General features: G+C 49.0%; 14 protein-coding genes. 2 read left to right on the forward strand and 12 right to left on the reverse strand.

Translation table 11 applies throughout. From position 1 onward, the window contains the following. Positions 1-77: 77 nt before the first annotated feature. The 5 genes from AMS66_RS28285 to AMS66_RS28305 form a co-directional block, all read right to left on the reverse strand. The gene (locus AMS66_RS28285; RefSeq protein WP_053783954.1) at positions 78-818 is read right to left on the reverse strand and encodes a hypothetical protein; all 741 of its coding nucleotides are present in this window, start codon (positions 816-818) and stop codon (positions 78-80) included. Further along, the gene (locus AMS66_RS28290) at positions 815-1,513 is read right to left on the reverse strand and encodes an ABC transporter ATP-binding protein (RefSeq protein WP_053783955.1); all 699 of its coding nucleotides are present in this window, start codon (positions 1,511-1,513) and stop codon (positions 815-817) included. Before AMS66_RS28290 ends, AMS66_RS28285 begins: the two co-directional genes overlap by 4 nt. Beyond that, positions 1,506-1,916, reverse strand: coding sequence for a GntR family transcriptional regulator (locus AMS66_RS28295; RefSeq protein ID WP_053783956.1), 411 nt, complete (start codon positions 1,914-1,916; stop codon positions 1,506-1,508). Before AMS66_RS28295 ends, AMS66_RS28290 begins: the two co-directional genes overlap by 8 nt. A gap of 181 nt (positions 1,917-2,097) precedes the next feature. Continuing rightward, positions 2,098-2,964, reverse strand: a complete 867-nt coding sequence (locus AMS66_RS28300) for an aldo/keto reductase (protein WP_053783957.1) — start codon at positions 2,962-2,964, stop codon at positions 2,098-2,100. A 38-nt stretch (positions 2,965-3,002) separates the two neighbouring features. Continuing rightward, positions 3,003-3,572: an STM3941 family protein gene (locus tag AMS66_RS28305; RefSeq protein WP_053783958.1), complete on the reverse strand. Its 570-nt coding sequence runs from the start codon at positions 3,570-3,572 to the stop codon at positions 3,003-3,005. Between the two features lie 344 nt (positions 3,573-3,916). Here AMS66_RS28305 and AMS66_RS28310 point away from each other — a divergent pair, with 344 nt between their 5' ends. Then, the gene (locus AMS66_RS28310) at positions 3,917-5,917 is read left to right on the forward strand and encodes an alpha/beta hydrolase family protein (RefSeq protein WP_053783959.1); all 2,001 of its coding nucleotides are present in this window, start codon (positions 3,917-3,919) and stop codon (positions 5,915-5,917) included. A 356-nt stretch (positions 5,918-6,273) separates the two neighbouring features. Continuing rightward, positions 6,274-7,470 carry a MalY/PatB family protein gene (locus AMS66_RS28315; RefSeq protein ID WP_053783960.1) on the forward strand — a complete coding sequence of 399 codons (1,197 nt, stop codon included), beginning with the start codon at positions 6,274-6,276 and terminating at the stop codon, positions 7,468-7,470. 194 nt (positions 7,471-7,664) lie between these two features. On the opposite strand, the gene AMS66_RS28320 is transcribed toward AMS66_RS28315, so the two are convergent. The 7 genes from AMS66_RS28320 to AMS66_RS28350 all read right to left on the reverse strand — a co-directional run. Beyond that, positions 7,665-8,267 carry an ABC transporter ATP-binding protein gene (locus AMS66_RS28320; protein WP_053783961.1) on the reverse strand — a complete coding sequence of 201 codons (603 nt, stop codon included), beginning with the start codon at positions 8,265-8,267 and terminating at the stop codon, positions 7,665-7,667. Then, entirely contained in the window at positions 8,257-9,213 is a 957-nt protein-coding gene (locus AMS66_RS28325; protein ID WP_053783962.1) for an oligopeptide/dipeptide ABC transporter ATP-binding protein, read from the reverse strand. Before AMS66_RS28325 ends, AMS66_RS28320 begins: the two co-directional genes overlap by 11 nt. 1 nt (position 9,214) lies before the next feature. Continuing rightward, complete coding sequence (locus tag AMS66_RS28330) at positions 9,215-10,204, reverse strand: ABC transporter permease (protein WP_082350929.1); 990 nt, start codon at positions 10,202-10,204, stop codon at positions 9,215-9,217. Further along, positions 10,201-11,196: an ABC transporter permease gene (locus tag AMS66_RS28335; RefSeq protein WP_053783963.1), complete on the reverse strand. Its 996-nt coding sequence runs from the start codon at positions 11,194-11,196 to the stop codon at positions 10,201-10,203. Before AMS66_RS28335 ends, AMS66_RS28330 begins: the two co-directional genes overlap by 4 nt. Before the next feature lie 41 nt (positions 11,197-11,237). Beyond that, a complete protein-coding gene (locus AMS66_RS28340; protein WP_053783964.1) occupies positions 11,238-12,881 on the reverse strand; it encodes an ABC transporter substrate-binding protein in 1,644 nt (547 codons plus the stop codon). A 308-nt stretch (positions 12,882-13,189) separates the two neighbouring features. Next, positions 13,190-13,711, reverse strand: a complete 522-nt coding sequence (gene nikR / locus AMS66_RS28345) for a nickel-responsive transcriptional regulator NikR (RefSeq protein ID WP_053783965.1) — start codon at positions 13,709-13,711, stop codon at positions 13,190-13,192. Between the two features lie 108 nt (positions 13,712-13,819). Continuing rightward, a partial coding sequence (locus tag AMS66_RS28350; RefSeq protein WP_053783966.1) for a hypothetical protein occupies positions 13,820-14,525 on the reverse strand: 706 nt, incomplete at its 5' end.

The following is a 14,525-nucleotide window of genomic DNA, read 5'->3' on the forward strand; positions in this document are numbered from 1 at the left end:
ATTTACGTATAAGAACTGGGAAATGCTTCAAAATAAAAAAATCTGTCAGCTCAACCTGCAGCTGACAGAACTTTTACTTACACTTCCACTTTTTTATTATTCAGGTATACGGCAGCTGCAACCAAAATCATAGCCACGATGATTTCGAATATAACACTCCACCATGTTCCCTGTGACCACAAGATCCGATTGGACGTAATGGAGATCCCTGTACTTTTTTCCGTGACCTGAAATAATTCATTCGGGTTAAAACGACCTGAGAAGATAATATTCTCCAACCAGCTAATGAGATTGGTTAATACGAAGAATGCAATGATACTAATCCAGGGCCCTGTTTTAAAGCGGAAGCTGCCTCCAATGGATATGGAGAGAAAGATGATGACGGTTATGAACAATACTGCCCACCAGACAAACAGCAGCAAGGAAATCATCTCCGAAACATGAATGCCCGACATATTAATGCCACTGGCTAAGTTCATATCTGTGTGCGTTGCACTGAAGATGAAGTAATGAATGGTAGCTACAACCATCACTCCCAGCCCGCAAAGCGTTCCGAATATTAAAGGAGACAAAACGTGAGACAGTCCTGTTACGGGAACGAGACGGCGATTATACGAACGGATATTGGACCAGTACGTCTTAATCATCTTCACATAAATAGACACGCCTACACCGACATATGCCATAACACCTATAACGCTGCCTGTTATATCTGACATGAACATTGCCAGCCCAATTTGCACGATAATCAATACTGCCAGCCCGGCAAGCAGCGTGTTCCAATTCCTTCTAAAGTCGTACTTCAGCAACGTCATCATTCTGCATAGACCTCCTTGAACATTTCATCCACACTTTTTCCGTACTTGAGACGCAGGGTCTCAACCTCTTCCCGCATCACCATTTCACCTTCACGAATGAAGATTACTTCATCAAAAATTCGTTCGATATCCGTTACAAGATGCGTAGAAATGATCAGACTGCTGTCTTCATCGTAGAACTTTACAATGGCGTCCAGAATTTTGCCCCGGGCAACCGGGTCTACCCCGCCAATCGGTTCATCCAGCAAATAGAGGCGAGCCTTACGGGAAAGAGCCAGTGTTAGTTGTAGTCGTTCATTCATGCCTTTCGACAAATGCCGTACCCGTACTCCCTCTTCAAGCTTCATAAATTCAAGCATCTCTCTGGCTTTAACTTCATTAAAATCAGCATAGAAATCACGGTAGTACGCAATTGCATCCCGGACCTTCATCCAATTCTCGGTCAATGGCCAGTCCGGCATAAAGGATACCAGCGACTTGGTTTCCAATCCAACCGGTTTTCCGGTTACGCGAATGTCTCCGCTGCTGGGGTGCAGCAAACCTGCAACCAGCTTCATCAGGGTACTTTTGCCACTTCCGTTGCTGCCCAGCAAACCTACAATTCGGCCTGGTGCGATATCCAATGTGATGTCATGAAGGGCCTTCTTGCTGCCATACGTTTTGTTTAAATTGTTCAGCTCAAGAATATTACTCATTCAATGTTCCTCCTCTTCCATCGCGACCCAGTGACTGCTTTCCAACTGCAACAGCATCTGCCACGATGGTTACGATATCCTGTTCATCAATGCCCAGCTCCTGCATTCCTGTTAGAAAACGCTCCAGCAATTCGCCTGCCATCTCTTTTTTGATCGTCATAATTTTCGACTCCTCACTTGTCACATATCGGCCCAGACCCCGTTTGGTTTCGACCACTTCTTCACGCTCCAATTCCTGGAATGTCCGTTGTACCGTATTGGGATTGATCTGTAATTCGGCCGCCAATTCACGAACCGAAGGAATTTTATCGCCTGCCTTAAGAGTGCCTGTTACGATCTGTCTTTTGATGTACTGCATGATCTGCAGGTAGATGGGCAAGTTGTTGTCAAATTCGATGCTCACAATATTCTCGCTCCTCTCTGTATCTGTGTGTTAGTTACATAGTACACTAGTGATTTGGTGTTGTAAAGCCCATTTATTTAAATTGCCTTCTACACACAAAAAAAGAACAGATCCTGAGATCTGCTCTTGATTCTTCTGACTATGATCATGATATGAGGTGTCCAACCTAATCAGAAGTCATCTATACAATATCCAAAGGCACTTTGCCCTTAGGTGCAGGGAATGCCTCATTCAACCGAACGACTTCATCCTGTGTCAAAATAATGTCCATTGCCGTAGCATTTTCTGCAACATGTGCCAGCTGTACAGCTTTGGGGATTGCCAGTATGTCTCCTTCCCTAATAACCCAGGACAACGCAATTTGCGAGGGACTGACTCCTCGATCCTTAGCAATCTCGCGGATGACTGAATGCTCCAGCAATTCTTTACGAAGTCTGCCACCTTGGGCGAGCGGACAATATGCCATCACAGGAATACGGCATTCCCTCAACCAGGGAAGAAGCTCATATTCAATGCCACGAGAAGCTGCATGATACAGCACCTGATTCACTGCACAATGCTGACCATCTGGAATGTTCCATAGCTCCTGCATGTCCTCTTTGTCCAGATTCGAGACACCCCAGCGCAGAATTTTGCCTGATTGTTTCAGCTGTTCCATGGCTTCGACCGTCTCTTCCAACGGTACACCTCCACGCCAGTGCAGCAAGTACAGATCCAAGCGATCTGTACCCAGACGTGACAGGCTGCGCTCACAAGCGGTGATCATTTGCTTGCGATCCGCATGATGAGGATACACCTTGGATACCAGAAACACATCATCCCGACAGTCCATTATCGCCTCACCAGTAACCTCTTCTGCCCCGCCTTCTGCATACATCTCGGCCGTATCAATCACTGTCATCCCGCATTCAATCCCATAACGCAGGGCCTGAACTTCTTCTCTACGACTGGATTGCTTCTCACCCATGTACCAAGTTCCCTGTCCAATTGCAGGCAGTGTTGTCCCATCGGGTAGCTGGATCGTGCGAGCCTGATTTCCTCGTTTCATCTGTACTCCTCCAATCTGAGAATACTCTTCTTCCCTATCTAATCATTATTAAGCGGATCAAAGCTATCGCCCTCATTCGCCCTTTCATTCGATTGCTTCCAACGCTCCACCATCATGATATACAACTGATCCAGTAGTATCGTGAGGCTGTTCTGGGCAATGCTTACCGTAGCATCGACCATGCTGCTGTTTGCCGTCATTAATTTGCGTTTCATCCCATTCTGGCGATCCAGAAAGGTTTTCTCGTCCCACAATTTAACCCCAATCATCTTCTGTCCCATGAATTCATACATAAAAATATTCTCAACATCTTTCCAGGCAATTAGCCCTCCCGACGTGTAAGAAGATGAATCCACAAACCCATGCTCATCGACAACAAAGGAAGGTTCCTTCTTAATCATCTTCACTAGGCTGTAGCAGAGACAAAGCCCAAAAAACAAAATGGAGAACAAGCCTATAACGGAAGAAATGGCAGATCCCTTGGCTGAAGAATCATCAAACATCAAAAAAAATCCGGCCGCTACAAAAAGTGCCGCCCCCACTGTTAGCCATGCCATACGTTTCCGGCTCGGGTATTCCACGTGCTGTTGATTATAGGATGTGGACAAAGTGATGCTCCTCCTTCATGGTGACTGAGACATGAATGTTCTATATAAACGGGGGTCAGCTCATTAAATGAGCTGAATTACCAAATGTACTTAAATTGCATTGTTCATTAAACAGAATGAACTAACATAAAACATCATTTTCAGACACATTTCGTCCATTTCATGACTATTCAACATTAGGATTCGTCATGCTTCCAATAATTCCTTTTCGGCGCAGGTGATATTGTTAAGAAATAGGAATACGTTCGTTCAGAATCGTATTGTCCTGCCTCATGCTTTCCGTTAATATAAATGGAAAGGTTAGGAAATTAAAACATTCTGAATCGTGGTGGGAGGACAAACCAATGAATAGTCTGCGCGGCATAACATCGGAAGATCTTTTTCAGATTACATGGGTTAATGATCCAACTCCGTCTCCTCAGGGCGGACAGCTGATATATGTAAGTCGGAAAACAAATGAAGCACGGGACGGTTATTCTTCTCACCTGAGACTCCTCAATCTGGAGAATCAGAAGGACAGGCCTTTCACATCTGGAGATAAGGATCATGCTCCTGCATGGTCACCGGATGGCTCACAGCTTGCTTTTTTACGAGAGCATGAAGGCAAGACACAAGTGTGGCTGATCGCCACAGATGGTGGAGAAGCACAGCAAATCAGCCATTTGAAGCATGGAGTCAGTTCCCTGCTCTGGTCGCCGGATGGACTTACTTTACTGGTTAAATCATCGGTGGACATGAGCGAGAAAAACGAAGATGAAACCGAAGATTCAGATAAAAAACTGCTGCAAGAACTTGTTGTGGATCGTATTCGAATGAAGTCAGACAGTGGCGGACTGTGGAATGGCAGACGAACCCATCTCTTCTGTGTTCCAGCCGAGGGCGGAGAGGCTACCCCTGTAACTACAGGCCATTATGATGTTGGGGACTATGCTTGGGCACCGGATGGAGAGTCCATTGCCTGGATTGCTCAGTTGCCGGAAGAGGGCGAGGAGCATAACGATTACACCCTGACGAACCATGTGTATCGTGCCAAGGCTGACGGAACTGACATGCAGCAGTTGACCCCGGAAGGATACTCTTTCGGTCGGCTGACGTACGCACCTGATGGACAATCCCTTGCACTGCTTGCCAGCGACCGCTCCTATGGAAATGCTACGCTGGTCAAGCTCTATACCCTTCCGATCTCAGGCGGCAAGCCCGTATGTCTGAGCAAGGATTGGGATGTACAGATGAATCACAGCCTTGTTGGTGATATGCGCTCACACTTAACCAATACGGGGCCGGTGTTCAGTCGTGATGGTTCATCCATTCTCTGTCTTGCCACTATAGAAGGCAGTGTCCGAATTGCCCGATTTGCAAGGGACGGCAGTCATGCCGAATATATCTTGCCGGATGAGAAAGAGTTCTATCAGTTTGCTGAGCTGGAAAATGGACAGATCTTGGCAGCCGTAGCAGCTGTACTTAGTCCTGGTGATCTCTTTCTATATACTCAACCTGATGAGGTCGGGGCCAAGCCTATACAACTAACACATAGCAATCCTCAACTGGAAGAAGAGATCCAGCTTAGCACACCAGAGACCTTCTGGTTCGATTCCTCTGACGGCCTGCGACTGCAAGGATGGATGCTGAAACCGGCTGGCATGATGGAAGGAGTCAAAGTCCCAACCATCCTTGAAATTCATGGCGGTCCACATATGATGTATGGGTTTACGTTTATGCATGAGTTCCAGATCCTCGCAGCACAGGGATACGCTGTAGTATACATCAATCCGCGGGGTGGCCTCGGATACGGGCAGCAATTTGTGAATGCCTGCCGTGGTGACTATGGCGGCGGGGATTATCGTGATCTGATGGAAGTCATGGATTATGCGTTGTCCCGATATCCGTTTATCGACGAGTCCCGTCTGGGCGTCACTGGTGGTAGCTATGGTGGCTTCATGACCAACTGGATCGTTGGACATACCGACCGTTTCAAGGCAGCCGTCACTCAGCGTTCCATCTCGAACTGGCTCTCGTTCTACGGGGTGAGTGATATTGGATTCTTTTTCACGGAGGACCAGATTGGCGGTAATGCATGGGATGACACCGAGAAATTATGGAAACACTCCCCGCTTGCATATGTCGGTAACGTCAGCACTCCACTGCTGATTTTGCATGGTGAGCAGGATCTGCGTTGTCCGATTGAACAGGCCGAACAACTGTATGTTGCCTTGAAGCGGCGCAAACAGACCACTCGGTTCGTACGTTTCCCGGGAGCCAATCACGAGTTGTCCCGCGGAGGTCACCCGCACTTAAGGGTGCGTCGTCTGGAGCATATTGCTGGATGGTTCAATGAGCATCTGTAATGCCATCATAAGATCACATGATATGATATGAAAATAAAAATAACTTCTTCCTACTTCTCTTTTCTGCCTGAGCGAGAAGGAATAATGGATTAACAAAAACCACCAGTAGAAGGGTCATCATCTTGACCTTTTCTGGTGGTTTTTTTACTGTTTGGACTTTGGGAAATGGGACAATTACTGACATCGGTATCTCTTTGCACACTCAAATCATTGTTCTTCCATGAATAGAGTCCTTGATGTAGCCCCGTACAAAATGGAATTCATCTGCTGGTTACAAGTTGCGAAATCAGCAAAATTATTAGATAATAATCTGTCGATTGTAGTCGAAGGAACGGATATCAAGGGGGATTTAAGTCATGAGCAAGAACAATAATCAACCATTTGACGAGTCGATTAGTCGGCTCTCCACAGGATCAGAAAAATGGGATGCGCTTGAAGAGATTTTTGGCGTCACAGATGCGCTCCCCATGTGGGTTGCTGATATGGATTTTGCCGCTCCACCATCGGTCATTCAGGCGCTGAAGACTCGAATGGAACATGGGATTTTTGGCTATACGGTGCGAACAGATGCGTATCACGCAGCGCTATCGGGATGGATGGAACGGCGTCACAACTGGAGCATTAACGATGATTGGATCGTATTCACGCCGGGTATTGTGCCTGCACTCAGCATTGCTGTACAACGTTTCACTGAACCGGGAGACGCGGTAGTGATTCAGACTCCGGTATATGCCCCCTTCTATGAAGTGGTACGCGGTCAGGGCAGAGAACTGATGACCAATCCATTGGTGGAGAACGATGGACATTACGCTATGGACCTGGAGCATCTGGAATCCTGCCTCAAGACGGGGCGGGTCAAAATGCTGATTCTGTGCAGTCCTCACAACCCGGTTGGACGGGTATGGACTCTTGAAGAACTTCAAAGCCTTGCTGCACTCTGCGTGCAATATGATGTGCTCATCGTTTCGGATGAGATTCATGCCGATCTCGTCCACCAACACGGCATCCATACACCGCTGGCTCTTATTTCCGAAGCTGTCGCTGATCTCAGTATCATCTGTACAGCACCAAGCAAAACGTTCAACATTCCAGGTCTCTGTACTTCCAATATCATCATTCCAAATGCCAAGCTGCGGGACTCATTCATGCAGGGCGTGAAAACGATGGGACTTGCCAACATCAGCACGCTGGGAGCAGTTGCAGCCGAAGCGGCCTACAACGGGGCTGAAGAATGGCTGGATGACTGTCTTGCCTATATCCACGGAAATATGGAGTATGTGCAGGAGTATGTCGGGGAGCATATGCCGCAAATCGGAATCCAGCTTCCAGAAGCGACTTACCTGCTGTGGATGGATTTCCGGAAGCTGAATATTCCGCATGCGCAACTATGTACGATGCTGCTCAAGGAAGCGGGACTCGCCTTCAATGATGGAAGCATCTTCGGAGCGGAAGGCACAGGATTCATGCGCATGAATGTAGCCTGCCCACGTTCAACGGTAGAAGAAGCCATGCGCAGATTGTCTGTGCTGGTGAGTAGGCTCTCGGCGGAATAAGTTCAATCAGGTGCAAAGCTATATTTTCAGAATTTCGGCTAATAGAGCCTGTATAGTTCGTTAAAATTGTAAAGAGGGTGTCCCGTAGTCATTTTCATGATTAATGTCATGATGGACTACCCGGACACCCCTTTTATAATTTGTACCCATTAGTGATAGTAATCGAATGATGCAAAATACTGATATCCAGCATACTACGATATTGGCATTGGAATAATCCGATCACATAACCTGTCCAGTAACTCTCGATCATGGCTGATGACCAACAGTCCCAGATTGCGCTGACGGGCGATGTTCATCACGGTATGCCAGATCTGTGCCTGGGTAATCGCATCCAGCATGGTGGTCATCTCATCAGCGATCAGGTAACGGGTTGCTGTGCCGAGTGCGCGTGCAACGCAGAAGCGCTGCAATTCGCCACCTGACAATTCACCGGGCTTACGCTCCAGCCAATTCGTTTGGATACCCAGGTCATTGAGCAGCTCCTGATCCTCGATTGCCGCTTCCTTCAAGACACGGCGCATTCGCCAGCGTGGATTCACCGCTTTCTCCGGATGCTGGAATACAAGCTGAACCGGACAGGCACCGGCTTTGGGAAGCGACTTCCCATCCAGCAACACTTGACCTGCCATCGGTTCCACATACCCTGCAAGGATACGTCCAAGACTTGTTTTTCCACAACCACTGGGACCCCACAAGCCAACGACTTCCCCCTGCTGTACTTTCATATTTATATCCTGGAACACCCAAGCGTCTTTACCATAACGATAACTTGTCTTCCGAGCCTCAAGTGGCATGAATGCACCTCACTTCCCCACCGCGCACCTTGCGCAGCTCAGGACGTTCGTTCGTGCAATCCGTGGTCGCTTTGATGCAGCGTGGTGCAAATGAGCATCCTTCTACCCGTTGCCAACCTGCTACAGGCTGGGTACCCGACAGAGGTTGGAATTCGTTTTGCGGCAAAGCGCTCCAGAGCGCTTTCGTGTATGGATGTCGTAACCGTTCGCCCTTACCTGTAAAATCACAAACCTGCGCCGTCTCTACATTGAAGCCTGCGTAAAATACGGATATGCGGTCTGCTGCCGTCAAGGCAGTCGTAATATCATGGGTAATCCAAAGGATGCCGACGCCTTCATTCGCCAGTTGACGAAAATGCTTCATCGTTTCAGACAGCACTTCGGGATGGATGCCAGGTGTGGGCTCATCTGCAATAATGAGTTTCGGAGCACCGGAGGTGGCCGTTGCCATCAACACCCGCCGAGCCATACCACCTGACAGCTCAAACGGATATTTTCCCGACGTGCCATGTGGCAATCCATAGCGTCCCGTCAGTTCCTGCTCTGCCTTTTGCATCGTGGATCGGAGCGTCGATCCGTGCTTACGCCCTGTCTTTTGGCTTACAGGATGAACCTGCCTGCCTACCTTCAATAACGGGTCCAAATAACTGACCGATTGTGGAATGTACACCAGTTCATCTCCACGCAGATGAAGCTGTCGCTCCAGGGTTAAGGTTTCGCCCGCATAGCTTATCCGGCCCTCCAGCTTGGCATTGGCAGGAAGAATGCCCATGATCGCCTGCGCCAACACACTTTTGCCAGATCCACTTGCCCCTACGACCGCTACAATCTCGCCTTCATTCACAGACAGATCCAGATCCTGAATTACAAGGTTCTCCTCGTGCCCAAACCATCCCCGGGCACGCCGGAATGAAACCGATACGCCCTGCACTTCCAGAAGAGCCATGTTATCCTACCTCCCTTGAACTGCCGGTACCCTTTAATGTCTTCAAACTACCGCCCAGTACATCAAACGCACGAACGACCAACAACAATGGGAGTCCCGGGAAAAAGGCCAGCCACCACATGCCTGCGGACAAATATCTCATCGACTCTGACAAAATAATACCGATCGCTGGCTGCTGCGCCGACAGCCCCAGCCCCAGAAACGTAATCGCTGCCTCATGCAGAATGGCATGAGGGAAGATCAGCAGCACACCCACGAACAGCTGCGGAATCAGATGGGGCAGCATGTGCTGCAACGCAATACGTATTCGCGAATGACCCAATCTGTGTGAAATGTGAATATACTCTGCTGATCTCAGCTGAATCATCTCTGCCCTTACAATGCGGGCCAGATTCGGCCAATGGGTCAGGGCAATGGCTAACGCCACTCCAGGCAAACCTCCACCGAACACAAAGGCCAGCATCACCAGCGATACCAGGTGAGGAACACTCAGGAAGAGGTCAATGATCCAAGAGATGACCCGATCAGCAGTCTTTCCCGAAGCAGCAGCCAGACCCAACACCAGCGCGATAAACCCGCCGCCGCAAGCCGCAAGCAGCCCCACCTGAATGCTCGTTGCCAATCCTTTTAACGTACGCATGAACATATCTCTTCCCAGCCAATCCGTACCAAAAGGATGTGCCCAGGATGGAGCCAGATTCCGATCCATCAAGGAGGTCAGCGTCGATTCAGCGGGAAGCAGTCTGCCTGTCAACCACACGATGGCAATCCAGATCACGCCCAGGCTGCCCCAAATGAGCGCCCATTTGCGCGGATTACGGAAACGTGGAATGCTGACGCCGGGATCGGGATACCCTTTCCGACCATGAGTACGTGGATGTACTGACCTCCAATTCCTCTTGTTCCCCGCCTCACTTTTGGCAGAGTTAACTTTCGGATGCTGTGCAGTCTGAGCCGCAGGTCGGGAGGGACGTTCCAATGTTTGCTTCATCCTCTCGTCTCCTCCTTCATACGCGGATCAATGAACCGGTACAACATATCAGCCAGCATATTGCCAGTAAACACAAATATCGCACTGCACAACACCAGTCCCAGCAGCAGCGGTACATCACCGCGCAATCCCGCCTGAACCGTGGCCTGCCCCAGGCCGGGGTAGGAAAACACCTGCTCCGCGAGTACAGCCCCACCGAACAATTCACTAAATGAAGCCAATTGCAGCGTCAGAGCTGGCAGTACCACATGCCTGAACCCATGACGACGAAACAGTTGCACACCTCGCTCACCTCGCGCCCTCGCAAAAAGAATATAATCCGAGTCCAGCACATCCACCAGCTTCTGCCGGGTATGCAAGGCAATGGCGGCGACGCCCGTCAGACTCAACGTCAGCGCAGGCAGAATCATGTGTATGGCCCGATCCCCCCACGTCACTTGATCTGCTGCCATGCCCGCAGGTACACCAAGTCCAATTGGCAACCAGCCAAGCCATACACCGAATACCATGAGCAGTAACAGCGCAATCCAGAATACCGGTGTGGAAGCCAGTGTGTAACAGTACCAACAGATCAGACGATCCAGCCGCGAATCCCGTCTCATGGCAGCAACGACACCCAGGCCGAATCCAATCAGACCAGAGAACATCCATGCCACTGCCATAAGAACGACAGAATTCATGAACCGTTCCTGGATGATGTCTGCAACCGGCTGCCTATAGATCATCGATGTTCCCAGATCTCCTTGAATGAGTGCCTTTCCCCAAGTAAACAGCCGTTCTATTGGTGAATCATTGAGCCCCCAACGTTCTTCAATCAGACTGCGCTGCTCTGCACTCACCCTAATCATGTCTCCACCAATATAGGCCTCCACCGGGTTCACTGGAGAGAATTGCATCAATATAAAAGACACCACGCTGACTCCTGCCAGCAAAGATACAAGCCGCAGCATTTTAAATCCGACAAATCTGGCCCACCCCATCCTGTCCTCCATCCAATCTCTCCCCAATCCAAGCTAAAGCTACCGCAGAGTTTCTATTTCGTATCGTCTTCCCAGGACCATTCCTCCAGGTTGGATGTCACCGGCCACCCGTGACCATGTGGATGGATCTGCTGTTCACCGATATTCAGACCATTCTTCACCAGATACAGATGATCAATGTTCACCAGCCATGCCCATGGCGCATCACCCTGGTAACTGAATCCTGTCGATCCATCCCACTCCGCTTTCTGCCAGAAGGGCAATGCCTCTTCTTCCGTTGTCGCTTGGAGGGCCTGTTGCATCCAGTGGTTCACGGTTGGATTACTGTACAATCCAGTGTTGTAATACCCTTCGCCTTTATGTGTACTGCTGTAGAGGTTGTAGGTTTCCAGCGGATCATGACTGCCCCAGCCAAATAATACGGCATTGGTGTAGGCCAGCTTTTTCGTCTCTTCCCGGCTCTTTCCCTCTACATTGATCTTGATCCCTGCCTCGGCTACCATATCCGCAGCAGCCAGAGCCAGTGATTGTCTCGTTAAATCCCCTGCAAAATAAAGCAGATTGAACTCGGCCTTTGTGCCGTTCTTCTCCACAATTCCATCACCATCTGTATCTACCCAGCCGCCATCAGCCAAAATCTGCTTCGCTTCAGCCACATCCGCATCTGCAAATACAGAACCCGGATTGCCCCAAGGCAGATCATCACTGACCGAATAAGCCGGACGACCATGTCCCTCCAGCACCCCTTCCACCAAAGCAGTTCGTTCAATTGCCACATTTACCGCCTTGCGAATGGAGATGTCGGACGTAACATCGTTACCTGCTGGCAGACCGTCACCAGACTGGGCGCCTGCAGGTTGCATCGGGAACATGATGCCCCGGTTATCGACTGTTTTTACCGATTCCAGCTTCATTCCGTTTACCTGCTGCTTGCTGAACGCCGCCGAGATAGCCGCGATATCGACTGTACCGGCCTGAGCAGCCGCAAAAGCTGCATCCTCATCAAGATAAAGAAACGTCAGTTTATGGAATGTAGACTTTTTCCCGTAGTATTGCTCGTTCGCCTCAACGATCGCCTGCTGACCCTTATCCCACTGCACCAGCTTGTATGGACCGGACCCGACTGGATGCTCGGCATAATCAGGACCATAGGCGTGCTGAGGCACAATGCCGAGCGTAGTCAGAAGACTGATAAACGTGGACTGCGACGACTTTAATGTGAAGACGACCGTTGTTGCATCTGGGGCTTCCACATTAGCCATATTGGTCAAATCGATGACCGATCCGCTGTTGGCAGCCGTTTCAAACGTAAACCTGACATCTTTGGCCGTGAGTGGCTCGCCATCGGAGAACTTTACATCATCTCGTAGTGTTACGGTCCAGGTCAGCCCATCTTCACTAACGGAATGGTCTGTCGCCAGATCATTGACCAACTGAAGCTTGGCATCCCTTTTCAGCAAGGTACTCTGGAAGAGCGGCGAACCATACTGTCCCCAACCCGTAGTTGGATCAAATCCACCTTCCGGTTCCGTACCAACAGCCAGCACTAATTCGTCTTTGGGAAGAGAAGCCGCCTGCTGGGCGTTCTCTATTGTTGATGATTTCCCCTGTGTACATCCCGATAACCCAACTGTACATATAAGTAAAATGCCTAATCCCGCTCTAACCGATCGTTTCCCCCATGAAAATCCGCGCATCTACGCTGTTCCCCCTTTAATTTTCACTATCCAACCCAATTCCGTGTTACTTTTTTTGAAAATTGTAGCACAGAACAGTTTTGTTGTGTCAACAAACTTAACTTCAAAATCCATTTATTTTCATTTACAGGGGGTTTAAATGAGATTTACAGGGTAATCGGTAGATGAATCGCTTTTTGAAGTTAGGTATTTTAACAAAATAAAAGAACAACAGATTATCGGTAATGGACCAATAATCTGTTGTTCTAAATACGTGCTATGGACAAAGTCGGCTAAAGCCAATGAATCGGTTATTGAAATTTTGAAAGTTAATCCGTTGAAGAATCAGGAGAATTGTGAGGATTATGATGACTTTGTTGATTTTGGCTGTGATCATGATTGTGAGGACTGTGGTGGCTTGCCATTTTGTTAAGCTCATCCACATACGTTACGGACAGCTCAGCATACAGTACTCCTTTTTGGACCTGGATCTGCTGATGCAGATGACGCAATCGTCCTAAGTTGCCCCGCACCGCAATGACCTCCAAACACTGATCATGGTTCAGGTGCACATGCATATTGGAGATGATGTCATGGTGTGCCTCGTGCTGCAGCTCCATTAACCGAATAGGGAGATCACTGATATGGTGGTCATACACCATCACAATGGTTCCGGCTACATCCTGCTCGGAATGCAATGCAGAGGGCTCCAGCAATGTTTTACGGACCAAATCACGGAAAGCTTCCGAACGGTTTTTGTATCCCTGCTCTTCGATATAGCTGTCAAACTGTTCGATCAGAGGCGTGGGAAATGCCACACCGAACCGGGTCAAATCTTCTTTATCTGCCATTCATATCCTCCTGCCGCCTCGTTTGCTTCGAGTGTACCACAGTCCTGTCTTCTCATCGACTATACTGTTGTTTATCGGTAGTGGTAAAAAGGATCATGTAGCTCGCTTTTATTTAGGTCTCTTGATCAGTTCCTGTCTGACTTTGGCATAGGTAGCACTTACCTTCTGTTCCAGTGTATAGATATGTTGTTTGGAGCCTGCCCATTTCTCTGCCGCTGCAGCCAATGAGTTCAACGAGCTTAATATACGTGATGACTGGCCTTGCTTCGTACTCTGCTTGAACTGCTGCAATGCGTTTGAATATCGCTCTCTCGACAGGCTCGCCTGTTTTTTGCCCGTTTGAATCTGCTTCTTCACCGGATCAGCTCCAGCCAGTAAAGTACGCAACCGTTTCACTTCTGTGCTCTTTCGTTTGCGGGCTTCCGCAAGCTCCTTTTTCTTGAAACGAATGTCTTGTCGGGCAAGCTGAACAACAGGTTTCAACGTATCCGCTTGGGTGCGAATAGCGGCACTCCATTCCTTGTTTTTGATCGCTTTGGCGGAGTCGAGCTGCCTATTCACTGAACTGTACAAGGCAAACAAAGACTCATACCGGGCCTCGGTTTGCTTTACCTTTTCGATTAGACCTGCGATCTTTGCATCATCGATTTGCCTTATACTTATACGTAATTGTTCCAGCTCCTTGGTATTAGCGGCATGAATGGTCTTTGTCTTTTGTTCCCAAGTTTGTTCCTGCGTCGTCCAGTTTCCAACGTTCTCGTACGCTCGTTGCAGGGACAACTTGGTCTGCGAATCGGCCTTGCTCAGCACGGTC

The sequence above is a fragment of the Paenibacillus xylanivorans genome (assembly GCF_001280595.1).
In the GTDB taxonomy this organism is placed as follows: domain Bacteria; phylum Bacillota; class Bacilli; order Paenibacillales; family Paenibacillaceae; genus Paenibacillus; species Paenibacillus xylanivorans.